17 protein-coding genes are annotated in these 18,724 nt (G+C 64.4%); 12 read left to right on the top strand and 5 right to left on the bottom strand.

Annotated elements, in window-relative coordinates; translation table 11 throughout:
- Positions 1-53 precede the first annotated feature (53 nt).
- The 4 genes from secF to FYJ44_RS08925 all read right to left on the bottom strand — a co-directional run bounded on the left by secF (position 54) and on the right by FYJ44_RS08925 (position 4,299).
- Complete coding sequence (gene secF, locus FYJ44_RS08940) at positions 54-1,154, bottom strand: protein translocase subunit SecF (RefSeq protein WP_154511304.1); 1,101 nt, start codon at positions 1,152-1,154, stop codon at positions 54-56.
- Between the two features lie 14 nt (positions 1,155-1,168).
- A complete protein-coding gene (gene secD, locus FYJ44_RS08935; RefSeq protein ID WP_154511302.1) occupies positions 1,169-2,749 on the bottom strand; it encodes a protein translocase subunit SecD in 1,581 nt (526 codons plus the stop codon).
- A gap of 302 nt (positions 2,750-3,051) precedes the next feature.
- A complete protein-coding gene (yajC, locus tag FYJ44_RS08930; RefSeq protein WP_229772629.1) occupies positions 3,052-3,408 on the bottom strand; it encodes a preprotein translocase subunit YajC in 357 nt (118 codons plus the stop codon).
- 102 nt (positions 3,409-3,510) lie between these two features.
- Positions 3,511-4,299 carry an alpha/beta hydrolase gene (locus FYJ44_RS08925; protein WP_154511300.1) on the bottom strand — a complete coding sequence of 263 codons (789 nt, stop codon included), beginning with the start codon at positions 4,297-4,299 and terminating at the stop codon, positions 3,511-3,513.
- Between the two features lie 95 nt (positions 4,300-4,394).
- Between FYJ44_RS08925 and FYJ44_RS08920 the strand changes: the two genes are divergently transcribed.
- The 12 genes from FYJ44_RS08920 to dapA all read left to right on the top strand — a co-directional run bounded on the left by FYJ44_RS08920 (position 4,395) and on the right by dapA (position 17,667).
- Positions 4,395-5,720, top strand: a complete 1,326-nt coding sequence (locus FYJ44_RS08920) for an amidohydrolase family protein (protein ID WP_154511298.1) — start codon at positions 4,395-4,397, stop codon at positions 5,718-5,720.
- Positions 5,721-6,084: 364 nt separating this feature from the next.
- On the top strand, positions 6,085-6,348 hold the full coding sequence (locus FYJ44_RS08915; RefSeq protein ID WP_154511296.1) for a PxxKW family cysteine-rich protein: 264 nt from the start codon (positions 6,085-6,087) through the stop codon (positions 6,346-6,348).
- Positions 6,349-6,553: 205 nt separating this feature from the next.
- A complete protein-coding gene (locus FYJ44_RS08910) occupies positions 6,554-7,801 on the top strand; it encodes a M20 family metallo-hydrolase (protein ID WP_154511294.1) in 1,248 nt (415 codons plus the stop codon).
- On the top strand, positions 7,794-9,737 hold the full coding sequence (gene mnmG, locus FYJ44_RS08905; RefSeq protein WP_154511292.1) for a tRNA uridine-5-carboxymethylaminomethyl(34) synthesis enzyme MnmG: 1,944 nt from the start codon (positions 7,794-7,796) through the stop codon (positions 9,735-9,737). Before FYJ44_RS08910 ends, mnmG begins: the two co-directional genes overlap by 8 nt.
- Positions 9,738-9,851: 114 nt before the next feature.
- The gene (locus FYJ44_RS08900) at positions 9,852-10,787 is read left to right on the top strand and encodes a PilZ domain-containing protein (RefSeq protein ID WP_154511290.1); all 936 of its coding nucleotides are present in this window, start codon (positions 9,852-9,854) and stop codon (positions 10,785-10,787) included.
- Positions 10,788-10,893: 106 nt separating this feature from the next.
- A complete protein-coding gene (locus FYJ44_RS08895; protein WP_154511288.1) occupies positions 10,894-11,754 on the top strand; it encodes a hemolysin family protein in 861 nt (286 codons plus the stop codon).
- A gap of 8 nt (positions 11,755-11,762) precedes the next feature.
- Positions 11,763-13,442, top strand: coding sequence for an apolipoprotein N-acyltransferase (lnt, locus tag FYJ44_RS08890; protein WP_229772628.1), 1,680 nt, complete (start codon positions 11,763-11,765; stop codon positions 13,440-13,442).
- Positions 13,443-13,444: 2 nt separating this feature from the next.
- Positions 13,445-14,558 (top strand): peptide chain release factor 2 gene (gene prfB / locus FYJ44_RS08885; protein WP_229772627.1). Its coding sequence is split into 2 segments (ribosomal slippage): positions 13,445-13,519 and positions 13,521-14,558, totalling 1,113 coding nucleotides; the frame shifts between segments, so codons are not numbered across the junction.
- Positions 14,542-15,387, top strand: coding sequence for a GGDEF domain-containing protein (locus tag FYJ44_RS08880; protein ID WP_154511284.1), 846 nt, complete (start codon positions 14,542-14,544; stop codon positions 15,385-15,387). The genes prfB and FYJ44_RS08880 overlap by 17 nt, the downstream gene beginning before the upstream one ends.
- Before the next feature lie 2 nt (positions 15,388-15,389).
- On the top strand, positions 15,390-16,193 hold the full coding sequence (locus tag FYJ44_RS08875; RefSeq protein WP_154511282.1) for a MinD/ParA family protein: 804 nt from the start codon (positions 15,390-15,392) through the stop codon (positions 16,191-16,193).
- Between the two features lie 112 nt (positions 16,194-16,305).
- Positions 16,306-16,581, top strand: coding sequence for an HU family DNA-binding protein (locus FYJ44_RS08870; protein WP_154511280.1), 276 nt, complete (start codon positions 16,306-16,308; stop codon positions 16,579-16,581).
- A gap of 207 nt (positions 16,582-16,788) precedes the next feature.
- Positions 16,789-17,667 carry a 4-hydroxy-tetrahydrodipicolinate synthase gene (gene dapA, locus FYJ44_RS08865; protein ID WP_154511278.1) on the top strand — a complete coding sequence of 293 codons (879 nt, stop codon included), beginning with the start codon at positions 16,789-16,791 and terminating at the stop codon, positions 17,665-17,667.
- A 199-nt stretch (positions 17,668-17,866) separates the two neighbouring features.
- Here the strand turns inward: dapA and phoU are convergent, their stop codons facing one another.
- Positions 17,867-18,595 carry a phosphate signaling complex protein PhoU gene (gene phoU, locus FYJ44_RS08860; protein WP_154511276.1) on the bottom strand — a complete coding sequence of 243 codons (729 nt, stop codon included), beginning with the start codon at positions 18,593-18,595 and terminating at the stop codon, positions 17,867-17,869.
- Positions 18,596-18,724: the final 129 nt, after the last annotated feature.

The raw sequence follows: 18,724 nt of genomic DNA, 5'->3' as shown, positions 1-18,724 counted from the left end.
CAAGAGCGTTTTACCGCTGAAGCGCCGCAAAAGGCGTTCCCATTCCACACGAACTAGACTACCCCATGCTCGCCCGGACGTTCGTACTTTTCCTTTTCCTGCGCCCGGACGTAGAATTCCGTATTGCCCAGAGCCAGCAGGATGGCTGAGGAAACATAGATGGACGAGGCCGTACCGATAAACACGCCGATGAGCATGGTCAGCGCGAAATCATGAATCACGCCGCCGCCCAGCAGAAAGAGGGACAGGGTCGCCACAAAGGTGGTGCCGCTGGTCAGGATCGTGCGCGAGAGGGTCTGGTTGACGCTCCGGTTGATGAGCGCGGCCAGATCCAGTTGGGGCGCGGCGCGCAGATTCTCACGCAAGCGGTCATAGACGATGATGGTGTCATTGAGGGAATAGCCCACCAGAGTCAGCAGTGCCGCCATGACGTTGAGGTCGATTTCCACATTCATGATGGAGAGCAGGCCCGCCGTGATGAGCACGTCGTGCAGCAGGCCCACCACCGCTCCCAGCGCGAAGTTGAGCTTGAGGAAAAAGCAGACCACCATGGCGATGGCCAGAGCCGTCATCACCAGCCAGCCCATGCTCAGGCCGGTGAAGCCCAGCACGTACATGCCGCCCCAGAGAGCCGCGGCCATGATGGCGCCTGCCATCCAGCGCTGCTCGAAACGGCCGGAAATGTATACGGCGATGAGCAGCACGGCGTAATACAGGGCGCTCAGAGCCTTGTTGGTCAAGTCGTCGCCCACCTTGGGCCCCACCACTTCCAGACGCTGGATCTCGGCCGCGTTATCCGGAAAGGCCGAGGCCAGGGCATCGACCACATTGGTGCGCAGGGCCGAGGCGTCGGCGTTTTCCGCACTGGAAAAGCGTAGCAGATAGTCCCGCCCGCCCTCGCCGAAACGCTGGGTGGTTATGCCGGGCAGGGCCGGGATATCCAGGCTTTTCTTGAGCGCCTCGTCATTGACGGGCTTGTCGAACTGCACCTGGACAATGACGCCGCCCGCGAAGTCGATGCCCATCTTGAGGCCGTTGCCCCACAGCGCCGAGGCCAGACCGGCCAGCAGCAAAACGATGGAAATGCCGTAGGACCAATGCCGCCAGCCGATAAAATCTATATTGGTATCATGCTTGATAAATGCAAAGCCCATGATGGCCTCCCCCGCTAGATGCTGATGCCCTTGGGGCCGCAGTGGCGCGCCCATTCCTCAAAAATGGCCCGCGACACGAAAATGGCCGTGAACATGGAGGCGATGATCCCCAGGGAGAGCGTCACCGCGAAGCCCCGGATGGGGCCGGTGCCGAACTGGTACAGGATCACCGTGGCGATGATGGTGGTCAGGTTCGAGTCGGTGATGGAGATGGCGGCGCGGTCAAAACCCGCCTTGACCGCCGCCAGCGGCGACAGCCCCAAGCGCAGTTCCTCGCGTATTCGTTCGTAAATCAGCACGTTGGCGTCCACGGCCATGCCGATGGTCAGCACGATACCCGCGATGCCCGGCAGGGTCAGGGTGGCCCCGAAAGCCGCCATGCCCGCCATGACCATCAGCATGGTGAAGCAGAGCATGCCGTCGGCGATAAGGCCGCTGAGGCCGTAGTAGATGGCCATGAACAGCACCACGGCGGCCGCGCCCACCAGGGCTGCGCGCACGCCGCTGTCGATGGATTCCTGCCCCAGAGAGGGGCCCACGCTGCGTTCTTCCAGCACCGAAACCGGCGCGGGCAGGGAGCCGGCGCGCAGCACGATGGCCAGGTCCTGGGCCTCGGCGGTGGTGAAGTTGCCGGAAATGCTGGCCCGGCCGCCGCCGATGCGCTCGCGGATCACCGGCGCGGAGTAGACCTTGCCGTCCAGCACGATAGCCATGCGGCGGCCCACGTTTTCCGTGGTGACCCGCTCGAAAATGCGCGCGCCGCGGGTATTGAAATTCAGGGTGACGTAGGCCTTGTTCATCTGGTCAAAGGCGGGCCGGGCGTCGGCCACATCCTCGCCGGTGAGCATGGCGTCCTTTTCCACGGCGATCTGGCCTTCCTTCTTCTGGCCGCCCGGCGTGTTCTCCAGCAGGGGCAGGGAAACCACGCCCGTGGGCAGCACGGCCTTGCCGGGGTCCACGTCGTCGCGCACCAGATGAAATTCCAGATGGGCCGTCTGGCCGATGATCTGCACGGCGCGGCGCGGGTCGGAAATGCCGGGCAGCTGCACCTGAATGCGGTTCCCGGCCTGCTTGCGGATGTCCGGCTCGGCCACGCCGAACTGGTCGATGCGGTTGCGGATGGTGCGCAGGGCCTGATCCAGGGCCATGTTTTCCAGACGCGTCACTTCCGCGGCCGTAAAGTGGGCCACGTAGCGCAACTGGCCGGATTCGCCCTTGCGCGGCTCGCCCACGGACAGTTGCGGGAAGTGGCGGCTGAGAATTTCCTTCAGCTTGTCCTCATTTTCAGCGCGCGGCAGTATAAACTCCAGCGCTGTGCCGCCCACCACGCGGGGCCGCAGCACCACGACCTTTTCGTCCTGGGCCAGACGGCGCAGGTCCTGCCCGGCCAGAGCCAGGGAATTGCTCACGGCCTTGGCCACATCGACGCCCAGCGTCAGGTGGATGCCGCCCTTGAGGTCAAGACCAAGGTTGATCTTGTTGGACGGCAGAATGCGCTCCAGAGCCGACCCGATGCCGGGCACGCTCGGCAGCGCGTAAACAAGGCATGCCAGAAACACCACTACCGCAATGGACAAGCGCCAGCGCAGACCCATCGTACACCTTCCGCAAAAAGGACTTGCCCGCGCTGTGCGCGGGCGGAATATCTGCCCCGGCAAGCCGCCCGGCGGCCGAAAAGGCCGCGCCGCCCTCAGGGGCGGCTTGCGCGGCCAACGGAACAGTCAGACCCAGATTTGCTTTGAGATTGCAGTCAATTTCAAAGCCCGCGCCGTCTTTGGCCTGCGGGAAAAACGCGGTTTTTCCCCGGCTTCAGACGCGGGCGTCGGCTTTCGCCGACGCCGGAGCAGACGATATTTCAATATCGCATGCCCCCGACGCGAAAACACCCGACAGGGGCTTATTTCTTTTCTTCGGCCTTGGCTTCCTTGCCGCCCCGGGCCGGCAACAGACCGCCGATAGCCGCGCGGGAAATACGCACTTTGGCTTCGCCGGATTCCAGCAACACCTGCTCGTCGTCGATCTCAAGGATGCGGCCGATGAGCCCGCTGGAGGTCACCACATGGTCGCCCCGTTTCAGTTCGGTCAGCATCTGCTTGTGGGCCTTGGCCCGCTTCTGCTGGGGACGGATCAGCAGGAACCAGAAAATGACGAACATCAGGATCAGCGGCAGGAACTGCATCAGCATGTCCGTGCCGCTGGCGGGAGCTCCGCCGGCTTGGGGCGTGCCCATGGCAAAAGCTACGGATTCAAACAAAGCGCACCTCCATTCAGGTGTGGATGAGGCCCCGGCGCGCGCGGCGCGCCCGCGCGGGCGGCCGCCGCCCCGGAGCCGGGTTGGCGAGATAACAGCGCGTTGTTATAGCCCCTGCGGCGTGAATTTGCAAGCCTTTGTGGCTTCGGCAGCCTCTTGCGCGAAGGATACGGCCAGCGCCGCAACCTTTTCCCGGCTTTCCCTGTGCATTGTGGGCAAATGGCCGCCGTGCGGGCTGCGCACGCGCAACAGGTGCAGGTGCGTCACCGGCGCGGCGCTGCGCCGCGCCAGATAAAAGGCGTTGTACGGGCGGCAGCTCATGTCGCTGCGCAATTGCACGATGCAGAGCGGCGCGCGGATCAGAGGCAGGTCGCGACGGATGGCGGGCAGGGCGCGCTCCACCTCCGCGAAATGTCGCAGGCAGCAGATTTCCTCATGCCCCTGCCAGGGGGCCACGGCGCGGGAGGCCGGATCGCGCGGGGGCACGCGCAGCACGGGCCGCAACCGGGCCTGGAGGGGCAACAGGAAAAAGCGCCAGCTCACGGCGAAGAAGGGGAAATATTTGTGAAAAAACAGCGGAGTGGCCAGGGCCAGCAGGCCAGCGGGGGGCGGAAGCTCGCCGCGCGCCGCCGCCTGGGCCACATCCAGCGCCAGAATGCCGCCCAGCGAATAGCCCGCCAGCAGGACGGGACCCTCCCCGCTCAGACGGGCGTATTCCGTGCGGGCGAAGGCCCGCCACTGGGCGAAGGAGGAAGCCAGGTAGGCTTCTTCCGTGCCGCCGTGGCCGGGCAGGGCCGGAGCGTGGGCCGCAAAGCCCGCCGCCGCCAGGGCGTCGGCCAGGGGCAGCATTTCAAACGGGCTGCCGCCGATCCCGTGCAGGAGCAGACACTGCATGAAGCCTCCTTTCAGGGTCTTGCCTCTCCGGCCCGCAGGCGTTACCTAATCGTTTCACGCTGTCCGCACTACCTCTTAACCGACCGGGATTATTCATGCAGCACTGCCACACGCTTCTCCACGCGGGCATCCTCGTCACGCAGGACGTGCAACGCCGCATCATTGAAAACGGCTCCCTGGCCATCAATCAGGGCATGGTGGCCGCCGTGGGGACGCGCGAAGCGCTGTCCGCCGCCTGGCAGGCCGAACGGGAGCTTGACCTTGGCAGGATGCTCGTTCTGCCCGGCCTCGTCAATGTCCACACCCACGCGGCCATGACCTTTCTGCGCGGCTTGGCCGACGACATGCCGCTTATGGACTGGCTGCGCCGGCGCATTTTTCCGGTGGAGGCCAAGCTCACCCCGGAGATCGTCCGCCTGGGCAGCCTGCTGGGCTATGCGGAAATGCTGCGCACCGGCACCACGGCCTGCATGGACATGTATATTTTTGAAGAGGCTGTGTTCGAGGCCGCGCGCACGGCCGGTCTGCGCTGCGTGGGCGGCGAGGCGGTCTTCGCCTTTCCCTCGGCGGCCTGCGCCGGTCCCGAGGCGGCCCTGCAGGCCACCCGCGCCCTGGCGGAGCATTGCGTCGGCGACGACCGGCTGCGCGTGGCCGTCAACCCGCACAGCGTCTACACCACCACGCCCGAAATCCTCGCGGCCTGCCGCGACCTGGCCGGAGAACTGGGTCTGCCCCTGCACATTCACCTTTCGGAAACCCGTGAGGAAACGGAACTCTGCCTCAAGAATCACGGCAAACGGCCCGTGGCCCTCTGCCGCGATCTGGGCCTGCTGGACCTGCCCTGCACTCTGGCCCATGTGGTGGACGCGGACGAAGAGGAATTGGACATTCTGGCCCGGCACAAGGCTGTGGCGGCGCACAATCCCTCTTCCAACATGAAGCTGGCCTCGGGCGTGGCCCCGCTGCCCGCCATGCTGGAACGGGGTCTGGCCGTGGGCCTGGGCACCGACGGTCCGGCCAGCAACAATCAATTGAACATGTTCACGGAAATGGGCCGGGCCGCCCTGCTGCACAAACTGGCCGGGCATGATCCCACCCTGCTGCCCGCGGCGCGGGTGCTGGATATGGCCACCCTGGGCGGAGCCGCGGCCCTGCACGACGCCCGCCTGGGTTCTCTGGAGCCGGGCAAGGCGGCGGACTGCGTGGCTCTGGATCTTTCCTCGCCCAACCTTCAGCCTCTGTATAATGTTGTCTCACAGACGGTTTACGCGGCCACGGGCCTGGAAACGCGCATGACCATGGTGGGAGGTGAAATTCTTTATCAGGACGGGCGCTTCAGTCGCTTCGACTACGACGCTCTCTGCCGGGAAATGAGCGACCTGCGCTCTTTTGTGCTGCGCGCCGCGGGTCTTGCGGGATAACGCCCGGCGCCGGGTCGCGGATCCGTTCGGGGCGGACAGCGCGAGAGAAAGCGCTTCCGCTTCGGGTTTTCTGTCTGTTGCGGTTATTTTGTAAAATCCGCCTTGCCCGTACGAAAAAATCGCCAATTTTGCAAAATTCCCGCACCCCCAGCCCCCGCCGCCTCCCGGCTACGTCGGGTGTGTTCGCAGGAATTAGGCATGATGGCCACGCCCGCATAGAACCTCCACTCTGAAAGCCCGGTCTTCCCTCTTGACAGCGGCCCGCATCAGCCTATACTAATCCACTCTCAGTCCGACGGCCCCTTGGAGCTGTCGGCGGAACATACGAAAAATTCGGGGCGCTCCGGCGCATGGAGGTTTTGCTATGAGTCCTCTGGAAAATGCCACCAAGACCGCTGAAGGCGTGGTGGTCAACGGTTTTGTCATTTCCCCTGTGGTGGAACAGTGCTCCGGCTGTGACCGCGTGCGCGAATTCGACGGCGAACAGTTCTGCTCCAGCTATCCCAACCCCGCCAGTAAATGGGTCGGCGGCCGGTGTAACTTCGCCACCCACGTCAAGGCCCAGACGGCCGCCGCGGCCAAGGTGAACCCGTTGAAGGCGTCGAAGCGCGCCGCCAAGGGCCGTTAAACACTATCGGCATTCAATCTTTTTTGCCGCCGACAGCGTCAAGTTTCGCTTTTTATTCCGGTCGAGTACTATAAGAGTACACTCCCTTCATAAAAAGCTTATTTTCCTTGTCGGCGACAAAAAATTTTTGAATGTCGACAGTGTTTGAAAGCATTTTTTCAAGAGGCTGCGCAAGCGGCCTCTTTTCCTATTGTCGGACAAAATTATGGAACATCAGGAACTGGACGGTCTGCTGGCCGGATTGGCGCAACGGGACGAGCGCGTGGTGGAATTGCAGAGCGCGCTCACGGCCTGCAAGGCTCTGGGGCCGGACAACGGCGGCCGGGGCGAGCTGGCCAAGGTCCGGCTGATCACGGGCTGGCTGGAGGCCTGCGGCGTGCGCGATCTGCAACGGCTGGACGCGCCGGACGAGCGCGTGCCGGACGGGCTGCGCCCTAACCTGGTGGCCCGCCTGCCCGGTGCGGATTCCCGCACGCTCTGGCTTTTCGGCCACACTGATGTGGTGCCGCCGGGCGACCCCGCCGCCTGGACTTCCGACCCCTGGCAGGTCCGGCGCGAAGGCGACTGGCTTTACGGGCGCGGTGTGGAGGACAACCAGCAGGCCATCGTCAGCATGCTCCTGCTGGCCGAAGAGCTGCGACGGCAGGAGGTGACGCCCGCGCTGAGTCTGGGGCTGGTCTTCATGGCGGACGAGGAATCCGGCAGCGATTACGGCCTGGCCCACATGCTGGAACGCTCCCCGGAGCTGTTCAGGCCCGAGGACCTTTATATTGTGCCGGATGCGGGTTCGCCGCGCGGCGACCTCATTGAAGTGGCGGAAAAAAGCCAGCTCTGGCTCAAGGTGCGGACCATCGGCGTCCAGTGCCACGCGTCCACCCCGCACAAGGGCCGCAACGCCTTTGTGGCCGGCGCGGACATGGTCCTGGCCTGCCGGCAGGGTCTGTACGCCGCCTTTCCGCAGGAGGACGCGCTGTTCAAGCCGCCCTGCTCCACCTTTGTTCCCAGCAAGCACGACGCCAATGTGCCCAGCGTGAACATCCTGCCCGGCAGCGACGTTTTCTACCTGGACTGCCGCCTTTTGCCGGACGTGCCGCAGGAAGCCGTGCTGGCCGAAGCCCGGCGGCTGGCCGCCGCAGTGGCCGCGCGCCACGGCGTGGAGATCACGGTGGATGTGGAGCACGCCCAGCCCGCCTCGGCCGCTCCGGCAAACAGCCCCGTGGTGCGGGCGCTGGAGCGGGCCGTGGAACAGGTTTACGGCGTGCGGGCCCGGCCCGTGGGCATCGGCGGGGCCACGGTGGCCGCGCTGCTGCGCCGCAAGGGACTGCCCGCCGCGGTCTGGGCCTGTATCCAGAATACCTGCCACCAGCCCGATGAGCGCGCTTCCATCAGCGCCGCCCGCAAGGACGCCCAGGTGTTCGCCCATATCCTCATGCAACGGGACGCCCATGCCTGACGCCGGTTTTGACTGCATCATCGCCGGCGGCGGCCACGCCGGTTCCGAAGCCGCCGTGGCTCTGGCCAAGCTGGGTTTCAGCGTGCTGCTGGTCAGCGGCAATCTGGACCGGCTGGGCTACCTCTCGTGCAATCCGGCCATCGGCGGCCTGGCCAAGGGTCACATGGTGCGCGAAATCGACGCCCTCGGCGGCATGATGGGGCTCTGGGCCGACGCGGCGGGCATTCAGTTCCGCACCTTGAACATGAGCAAGGGCCCGGCCGTGCGCGCCACGCGCGCCCAGATCGACCGCGAAGCCTATCAGCGCGCCCTGAAAAAGACGCTTTACGCCACGCCCGGCCTGCGTCTCTGGCAGGATACGGTCACGGACGTCATCACGGCGGCGGGCCGCGTCGCGGGCGTGCGCACGGCCCAGGGGCTGGAGTTCGCGGCCCGGCACGTGCTGCTGACCACCGGCACCTTTCTGGACGGACGCATCCACATCGGCCTGACCAATCTGCCCGGCGGCCGTCTGGGCGACGCTCCGGCTCTGGGCCTTTCCGACAGCCTGCGCGCTCTGGGTCTGGAACTGGGCCGCCTGAAAACCGGCACCACGCCGCGCCTGCTGCGCGCCTCCATTGATTTTTCCCGTCTGGAGGAACAACGCGGGGACATGCCTCCGCCCGCCTTCAGCTTTCACGGGCCCGGTCCGGTTCTGCCGCAGGTTTCCTGCCACATCACCTGGACCACAGCCCGCACCCACGAAATCATCCGGGGCGGCTTCGACCGTTCGCCCCTGTTCACCGGCGTGATCCAGGGCGTGGGCGCGCGCTACTGCCCGTCCATCGAAGACAAGGTGGCCCGCTTCCCCCAACGGGAGCGGCACCAGATTTTTCTGGAGCCGGAAGGCCTGGACAGCGCGGAGGTGTATGCCAACGGCATTTCCACCAGCCTGCCTCTGGACGTGCAGATGGCCATGCTGCGCAGCATCCCCGGCCTGGAGGGGGTCGTCATGGCCCGGCCGGGCTACGCCATCGAATATGATTACGTGAACCCCGTGCAACTGCGCCCCACCTTCGAAAGCAAGGCCGTGCCGGGCCTCTGGCTGGCCGGGCAGATCAACGGCACTTCCGGCTATGAGGAAGCGGCGGCGCAAGGCCTCTGGGCCGCCCTGAACATCGCCTGCGCCGAGAAAAATCTGCCGCCTTTCGCGCCGGGCCGGGACGAAGCCTACATGGCCGTGCTGGCGGACGACCTGGTGACCCTGGGCACACAGGAGCCCTACCGCATGTTCACTTCCCGCGCCGAGCACCGCCTGCTCCTGCGCGAGGACAATGCCGACGCCCGCCTGACCCCGTTGGGCCGCGGCTTGGGCCTGGTGGACGACGCGCACTGGCGCGTTTTTTGCATAAAACGGGACAACGCGGAACGTCTCAGAAAACGGCTTGAGGAAACACGCATTCCCACCGACAGGCGGGAGGCGGACCGCGACCAGGCCCTGCTGCCGCCGGGCCGCAGCCTGGCGGAAGTGCTGCGCCGTCCGGATATGGATCTGGAACGGCTGGCCGCCGCGCTGGCGGACGCGCCGGGGCTTTCCCCGGTTCCGGGAGCGGAACTGGCCGACGAACTGGCGCGTTGCGGCCGGGCCGTCTGCGAAGGCGTACAGACGGACATTAAATACGCCGGCTATCTGGAACGCCAGCGCGCGCTCATCGAGCGTACGGCAAAACTGGAGTCCACGGCCTTGCCCTCGGATTTGGATTATGCCAGAGTGGCGGGACTCTCCCGTGAAGTGGAAGAAAAGCTCAGCCGTGTGCGCCCCCTGAACCTGGGGCAGGCCGGCCGCATTTCCGGAGTGACTCCGGCGGCGGTGGCCTGTCTGGAAATACATTTGCACAAACTGGGGCTCTTGCGCCCGGCCCGGCGGCCACAGCCCCGGAACGGCGTCTCTTCATAATCTCAGCCGGAACACGCGACGTTGCGTCATGTTGTTCCATCGGAATTTACGCGCAAATTCCGGCAGCGGTTCAGGCGTGACACATATTCTGGATTATACTCCGGTGGCCCCACAATGAGCACAGAAGAATACATTTTGATCTTTGGCGGCCTTTTTGTGGCGCTCTGCTTCCTGCTTGTCTGTCTGAACGGGCGATTGCAGAAAATCAGACAGGAGAAGCGCCGCAAAAACGTGATCCGCCAAATGCTCCAGACCGCCCAGGAACAGAACGAAATTTTCGATCTGAAAGTGCTGGACAATGAGACCAACAAAAAAGGGCTCTCCGCCACATTGCTCCAGCAGGACGCCGCAAGCCTGGATATGGAAGTGCTGGCCTACGTTTCCAAAGAATGGACGGGCACCCCGGTGGACGTCTATTTTCGCGTCAGCCTGCCGGAAGGCCCCATTTTTTACAAATTCCGCTCCGCCATCCAGACGGTGGAGGCCGGACGCGAAAAATCCCGTATCGGCATCGCCGCGCCCACGGATCTGGAAGTTGGACAGAAACGCAATTTCATCCGCGTCAAACCTCACAAAGAGGCGGTGCGGGTCATCGGCGTCTGGTCCATTGAACCGGGCAGGCCCATTCCCCGCACCACGGGCGAAATCGGCCGCCCGGTCATGCACTACAAGCTGGGCATGAAGAACGAACCCGTACAGGTGGAAAACGTCTCCGCCACGGGCATGGCCCTGCGCTTCCAGATGGAAGATGCGGAAACGCGGCCTGTTGACCTGGACAAAGGTTCGCAGCTACTCTGTCTTGTCATCTATGCCATGGATAAAAAAGGCGAGAAGCTCGTCACGTTCTGGTGCACCTGCGAAGTCATCAACGCCCGCACGGTGGAGGGCCCCGCGCCCGCGCTGATTCTGGGGGTGGAGTTCACCAACTGGGCCGTGCTGGAACAGGGCAAAGCCGAGATCCACTGGTTCCACAGTTCCCCGTCCCGAGGGGTGGGGCCCATCACCCAGTGGGTCATGCGCATGGATATGGAACAGCGCAAACTGCTCTGAGGACGTTTTCGCATTGAAAACGCCGTTTTGCCCGGCCGCGCGACGCCCGCGTCCCGGCCGCGCGAAACCTGAACCCGCAGATCCGCGCCCAAACAAGGAGGTTATTTTGGACGGAGGCTCCGACGGTCATAGTACCATCTGGTCGCGCCTGAGCAGATTTTTCGGGCACGACGACGAAGAATCCCTGGAAAAAGCCATTCTTGAAGCCAGAGCCGAAGGCGAGGTCGAACCGGACGAAGAGTCCATGCTGCTGGGCATCCTGCGCTTCAACGATCTTCAGGTGCAGGACACCATGATTCCCCGCACCGATATCGACTGCGTGCCCGACGACATGCCCCTGCCCGAGGTGGCGCGCGTCATCGTGGATTCCGGGCACTCCCGCATCCCCGTGTACAAAGACACCCGCGACAATATGGTGGGCATCCTGCACGCCAAGGATCTGCTGCGCTGTCTCATCGAACCGGCCGGGGAGCATCCTCCGGTGGCGGCGGTCATGCGCGAACCCTTTTTCGTGCCGGAAACCAAGCCCATCCGCACCCTTCTGCAGGAATTCCGCGCCCGCAAGCAGCATATCGCCATCGCCCTGGACGAATACGGCGGCACCTCCGGCCTGATCACCATTGAGGACGTGCTGGAGGAAATCGTGGGCGACATCGAGGACGAGCACGACACTCCCCGCCAGGAGGACATCCGCCCCCTGGGCGACAATGTCTACGAACTCACGGGCCGCGCCCTGCTGGAAGACCTGGAGGAACTGGGCGTGGACCTGGTTTCCGACGAGGTGGACACCATCGGCGGCTATCTGAGCATGGAAGCCGGGCACGTGCCCGGCCCCGGCGAAACCTTCACCCTGCACGGCTGGACCTTTACGGTGCTGGACGCGGACAAGAAGCTGATCCGTCTGCTGCGCATGGAACCCGCCGACAGGGCCGCGCAGGACACGGACGCCGACGGGGACAATGCCTGAACATGAATATGACGCGCACGCGCCCCCTGCCGCCGCTTCGGGATCTGTGCTGGGGGCTGGCCGGAGCCCTGGCCCTCTGGCTGGGTTTTCCCAATGATCTGCTGAGCCTGCCGCCTCTGGTCCTGCTCTGGCCCGTAGCCCTGGCCGTGCTGGGTCTGCGCGCGCCCGGCCGCATGGCGGCCCTGCGCCGGGGCTGGCTGGTCAGTCTGGCCGGAGGCACGGCGGTCCTCTACTGGCTGACCCTGCCCGTGCACAATGTGGGCGGCCTGCCCTGGCTTCTGGCCGTGCCTTGCGCCCTGTTCATCGCGTCCTGTCTGGCCAGCGCGGGCGGTCTGTTTTCCCTGGCCGCATATCTGCTGCGCGCCCGGCCGCCGCTGACGCTGGCCCTGCTGCTGGCCCTGCTCTGGTATCTGCTGGAGGCCTGCTATGCGCTGGCTCTGGGCTTTCCCTGGCTGCCTCTGGCCGGAGCTCTGGCCGTCTGGCCCCAGCTGATCCAGGCCGCCGACACGCTGGGCGCATACGCGCTGGGAGGCTGCTGGCTGCTGGCCGCCCTGCTCTGCCTCTTCAGCCTGCCGTCGGCAACGCAACGGCATTTTTTTCCGCGCCGTCTGGCCGCCGGTCTGGGGCTGGCCGCGCTGTTGCTGGGCTACGGGGCCTGGCGGCTGGACGCCCATCCCTTTCAGCCCGCGCCCACAGGACCGGACAGCATGGCCGTGCTTTTTGTGGAAGGCAATGTGGATCAGAACCGGAAATGGCTGCCCGCCTTCCAGCGCCAGACAGTGGAGCTCTATCTGAGCCTGACCCGCGCGGGCCTGGCCGCGCGGACCGTCGCTGATACGGGCACGGGCCAGGGCGCGGACAAGGCTTCGGATCCGGACGCCAGGCCGCTCATCGTCTGGCCGGAAACCGCCCTGCCCTTCTTTTTTGAAACCAAGCCGCGCCTGGCTGTCCTGGTGCGCGACATGGCGCTGACGGCTCACAGTCCCCTGCTTTTCGGCGCGCCGGGCGTGGAACGACGGCCGGGACAGGCCGAACCGGCCATCTTCAACCGGGCTTTTCTGCTGGGTCCCGACGGCGAGACCGTGGGCTATTACGACAAGGAACATCTGGTGCCTTTCGGCGAGTACCTGCCGGAATGGCTGAACTGGGGCTTTCTCCAGGCTCTGCTTCAGGGCGTGGGCGTCTATGAGACGGGCACGGCCACGGCCCCCCTGCGTCACGGCAATCTTGCCCTGGGCATGCTCATCTGCTATGAAGGCATATTCCCTTGGCTTGCCCAGGCCCGCGTGGCGGACGGGGCCAATATTCTGACGGACATCAGCAACGACGGCTGGTTCGGGAACACCCCGGCGGCGCGGCAGCATCTTTACCTGACCGTGCTGCGCGCCCTGGAGCAGAACCGCTGGATTCTGCGCGGCACCAACACCGGCATTTCCGTTGTGGTGGATCCGCGCGGGCGCGTGACCGCGCGCGGCGGCCAGTTCCGGGCCGGAACCCTTTGGGCCAGGGCCGGATTGACGACCGCGCCCAGCCCCTACCACCGCCTCGCGCCCTGGCTGCTTCCTTCGGCGGTTCTGCTTTTCTGCGCGCTGCTTGCTTTCGGTTCGCGCGGGGCGCAAATTTCCGCCTTCTCCGGCACTTCCGGGAAAAGCAAGCCGGGCCCTTCACCCTCAACCCCACAGAATTGACCATGTTGCATCTCAGTGATCTGCGCGCCGCCTGTCAGCCCTTGTCCCAGCGTTTCGACAACCTTTGGGGGCGTCTTTGACGTCGCTGCCAGCGAACAGCGCCTGCGCGACATAGAAGCGGAAATTTCCCGCCCCGGCGCCTGGGACAAGCCCGAGGCCCTGACTCCCATTCTGCAGGAAAAAAGCCGTCTGGAAGACGAGGTGGGCCGTCTGAACCGCCTCAAAACCTGCCGCGACGACATGGAGGAATGGCTGGCCCTGGCTTTGGAAAACGAAGACCAGGAAGCCCTGGAATCCCTGGAGCAGCAGCAGCGGGAGCTGGCCGCCCTGCTGGACGAGACCGAGCTGGTGATGCTGCTCTCGGCCGAAGAGGACAGCCGGGACGCCATTCTGGAAATCCACCCCGGCGCGGGCGGCACCGAATCCCAGGACTGGGCCGAAATGCTGCTGCGCATGTACACCCGCTGGGCCGCGCGCCGCAAATACGCCGTGGAGGAAATGGACTTTCTGCCCGGCGACGAGGCGGGCATCAAGAGCGTGACCCTGCGCATCTCCGGACCGCACGCCTTCGGCTTTCTGAAGAGTGAACGCGGCATCCACCGCCTGATCCGCATTTCGCCCTTCGACGCCTCGGGCCGCCGGCACACCTCCTTCGCTTCAGTGGATGTGATCCCGGACGCGGGCGGCGACATCCAGCTGGATATCAAGGAATCGGATCTGCGTTTCGACATCTTCCGCTCCAGCGGGCCGGGCGGCCAGAGTGTGAACACCACCAGTTCCGCCGTGCGCGTCACCCACTTGCCCACGGGCATTTCCGCCCAGTGCCAGAACGAGAAATCGCAGCATCACAACAAGGAGACGGCCCTGCGCGTCCTGCGCGCCCGCCTTTACAATCTGGAATTGCAAAAGCGCGAGGCCGAGCGCCAGGCCGAATACGCCGGCAAGGACGCCATTGCCTTCGGCAGCCAGATCCGCACCTACACCCTTCAGCCCTACCGTCTGGTCAAGGATCACCGCACAGGTTCGGAATCGGGCGACGTGGATGCGGTTCTGGACGGTCAGATCGACCAGTTCCAACACGACTACCTCTTGTACCGCCATGAGCAAAAACGCTGAATTTGAGGCCCTGGCCCGCGAACTGAGGGCCCTGCGGGAGCATGCCGCCTGCGGCGACGCCGGAGAACAGCCGGACAATGCCATGCTGGTGGTCCGGCTGGTACGCGGCCTTTCCCGACAGCGCTGGCAGGACTTCTGCCGCGCTTTTCCCCTGAGCCAGTGGTGCGCCCTGCCCATGCCTGACGCCGCCCCGGAGGCGCACGTGGCGGATCTGCGGGCCGACATACAGCAACAGCCGCCGTCGGCCATGCCGCCGGATGCCCTGGTAGGAACGCTGAGCGCCGAACTGTTCACGGCCCAACTGGAGCGCGAACTGTTGCGCCAGGCGCGCAACGGCGGGGATCTCAGCCTGATCTGCGCGGCCCTCTCCGAACGGCGGCGGCTGTGCGTGGCTTTGGGCGAGGGCACGGTGAAACGCCTGGAAAGGCTGCTGGCCGAAACCCTGCGCGACAATCTGGACGTCTGCGACAGTCTGGGCGGCATGGCCTCCGGGCGCTACGCGGCGCTGTTGCCGGGCATGGGTCTGCTTAAAGCCCGGCGTCTGGCCGAGCGCCTGCAAGCCGCCTTCGCGGAGCAGGCCCGGCCGCTGTTCCCCACCGGCGGCATTTCGGCCGGGGCCGGGGCGGGCTGCGCCCTGGGCATCGTCTGCGCGGGCCAGGGCGCGCCGGAGCGCGCCTCCGATCTCCTGGCCAGAGCCGCCGCGGCCCTGAACGCCGCTCTGGAACAGGAAGACGGCTATATCCATCAGGAAACGCCCACATCTCTGGGCGAGCGGACCACCCTGGTCCATTCCAGTGAAAAACGCTTTCTCTTTTTCGGCGGAGAATAATTATGAACAGCACCTTGAGCGTTGCCGTGCTCAGCGGCAAAGGCGGGGTCGGCAAGACCAATATTTCCCTCAACCTGGCCTGCGCGCTCTACCAGGCGGGTTTCAAAAACCTGCTCATGGACTGCGACATGGGCCTGGCCAATCTGGACGTGCTGCTGGGCATCACCCCGGAGGGAAACCTTCAGAACGCCCTGCTGGGCGAAGCGCGCCTGAACGATGTGCTGTATCCCGTGGAGCCCAAGGGCTTTGACGTGCTGCCCGCGGCCTCGGGCGTGCCCGAGCTCAATGATATGAGCCCGGACCTGCGCGACCTGCTGCTGGAACGCCTGGAACCGGTGCTCGGCGGATATGATTTCGTCTTCATGGATCTGGGCGCGGGCATTTCCGAAACGGTGCAGACCTTCGCGGCCATGGCCGCGGTGCGCATCGTGCTCATCACGCCCGAGCCCACCTCGCTCACGGACAGCTATGCCCTGATCAAGGTGCTCAACAACCGCTTCGGCATGCGCGATTTCATGGTCATGGTCAATCAGGCGAGCTCGGCCAAGGAAGCGCAAGGCGCTTTTGAAAAGCTGAACGGGGCCTGCCGCCACTTTCTGCATCTGGAACCCGTGCTGCTGGGTCATGTGCGCATGGACAAAAAGCTGCCTGAGGCCGTCTGTCGCCAGCAGCCCCTGCTGCGCTACGCACCGGGCAGCCCGGCGGCCCAGGACATCCAGGCCATGGCCGCCCGTCTGCAGCGCGTGCGCCTGAGCATGGCCGACTGGCTGGCCGCGCGCAGCGTTCTGCAGGCCCTGCCCAAGTAAGCTGTTTACCTTACAGCATAAAAGGTATAGATATAGTGGAGCTGTCCGAGGCCCCCAAGCTTTGTCGCCCTTCCCTCACGGGATAATAATATAACGTGTCAACGGAGGCGTGATGAATAAGAGCGAACTGATCAAGGCATTAGCCGAAGAGACCAACATCCCTTTTGATGATGCGTCACTGGTGGTGAACACATTCATCGACGCCATGAAAAAATCGCTGATCGCCGGGGAACGGATCGAAATCCGCGGGTTCGGCAGCTTCAAAATCAAGGAATATGGCGGCTACGCCGGACGCAACCCCAAGACCGGGGAAAGCGTTTCGGTGATTTCCAAACGCTTGCCCTTTTTCCGCGCGGGCAAGGAACTCAAGGAATTCATCAACCAGTAGAGCCCCGATCCGCGAGACGAAGACCTCTGCCGCTTCTGACGCGGATTTGCTGAAAATCCGCCTGGAGTGCTGTCATCGTCCAATACCGGCACACACCACGCAAGAGGGCACTACGACAATATCGTCCGGGCCGCGTCGCCCACCGCCCGGTTACAGAGCTTCGACGTGTTTTCAGAACACGCCGGACGCAGCCATAAGGAGTCGGACATGCTTTTTTCCGGCGCGCTGACAGCGCTTGTCACTCCGTTCAAGAACAATACCGTGGATGAAGAGGCCTACCGCGCCTTTATCGAGCGTCAGATCACCGAGGGCATCCACGGCCTGGTGCCCTGCGGCACCACCGGCGAATCCGCCACACTGTCCCACGAGGAACACGAGCGGGTCATTGAAATCTGCATCGACCAGGCCAAAGGCCGGGTGCCGGTGCTGGCCGGGGCCGGGTCCAACAATACCAGCGAGGCCATCCGCCTGGCTCTCTTTGCCAAAAGGGCCGGTGCCGACGGCGCGCTGCTGATCACCCCCTATTACAACAAACCCACTCAGGAAGGATTGTACCAGCACTTCAAGGCCATTGCCGAGGCCGTGGACCTGCCGCTGGTGCCCTATAACGTGCCGGGGCGCACGGGCTGCAACATGCTGCCGCCTGTGCTCAGCCGTCTGGCCCGCGACTTTTCCAACATCGTGGGCGTCAAGGAAGCCACCGGCGACATGGTGCAGGGCAGCCTGGTGCTGGAATCCTGCCCGTCGGGCTTCAGCGTGCTGTCCGGCGACGACCTCACCGCCCTGCCCCTCATGGCTCTGGGCGGCAGCGGCGTGATTTCGGTCACGTCCAACCTGGTGCCGGGCCGCGTGGCCGCCGTGTGGAACGCCTTTTCCAAGGGTGACGTGGCCGGGGCCGCCCGCCTGCACCACGAGCTCTTCCCCTTGCATCAGGTCATGTTTGTGGAAAGCAATCCTATTCCGGCCAAAACGGCCTTGGCCCTCATGGGCCAGATGGAAGGCGAAATGCGCCTGCCGCTCTGCCCCATGAGCGAAAACGGCAAGACAAAATTGATTGAAGTGCTGCGCCGGCAAGGCCTGTTGTAAACTCCGCTTGCGGTGCAAACAAAGCCGGGCGCTTCCATCCCGGAGGTGGAAGCGCCCGGCTTTGTCATACCTGGGCGTCAGAAAAAACGGGGTGGCGCAACGGCATTCAGCACGCGGGAAGATAATCAGCCGCAGGGCGCGCCGCATTGCCCACAGAAGAAATGCGGATAGCCGCCACCGTGGGCGCGGGATGCTTCCCTTATTCTTCCCCGGCCTCGTCCTCCCGCTTCCAGAGCAGCGTGTCCGGCTCGTCCGCCAGTTCGCCATGATGCTTGAGGGTCTGGCCCTGATTGATGAAATAGACGTGCTCGGCAATATTGATGGAGCGCCGCCAGATCCGGGTCAGGGAACGGGTGACCAGAATGATGTGCATGGCCAGATGGGGTTCCAGGTCCGCGTCGCGCTCGGAAAGCCGCTCCATGATGCCCTGGATGATCCGTACTTCGCACTGAACGGCCTCGTCCTCGCCCCGGCTCATGGTCAGGGCGGCCTCGGTGTCATTTTCACGAAAGATGACCACGGCCTGCTCAAAGGCCTGACGGGCCTTGTCGAACATCCGCCGGACATGGGGTATGACCCCGTAGCCGGGCATGTCCTGCATCAGAATGGCCTGCTCGGCCATGCTCACGGCCTCGTCCCCGATGCGCTCCAGGTCCACCACCATGCGCAGGGCGCTGACCACAAAGCGCAAGTCGCCGGCCACGGGCTGGGTGCGGGCCATGAGCCGCAGGGCCATTTCGTCGATCTCGTTCTCCAGTTCATCAATGGAGCCGTCGCTTTCAATAACCGCGGCCGCGCGGCCGGGATCGTTGGCGGCCAGGGCCTTGCCCGCCTCTTCCAGAGCTATGCCCACACTGGCGCACATGACCAGAAGCCGCGTGCGCAGGGTCACGAGCATCTGCTGCAAATAATTTTCCTGCTGATTCATCAGGTTTTCTCCTGAAAATATGCACAATTATTCCTATGCCATGTCACACATAAAACTTCGTTTTCCGTGTGAGGATCGCTTCGCCGAAAAACGTTGTTGGCGACGGGAGTGTACTTTTATGGCACATGA

It is taken from the genome of Desulfovibrio porci, assembly GCF_009696265.1.
Taxonomy (GTDB): domain Bacteria; phylum Desulfobacterota; class Desulfovibrionia; order Desulfovibrionales; family Desulfovibrionaceae; genus Desulfovibrio; species Desulfovibrio porci.
This window is presented reverse-complemented; position numbering and strand designations above follow the sequence as displayed.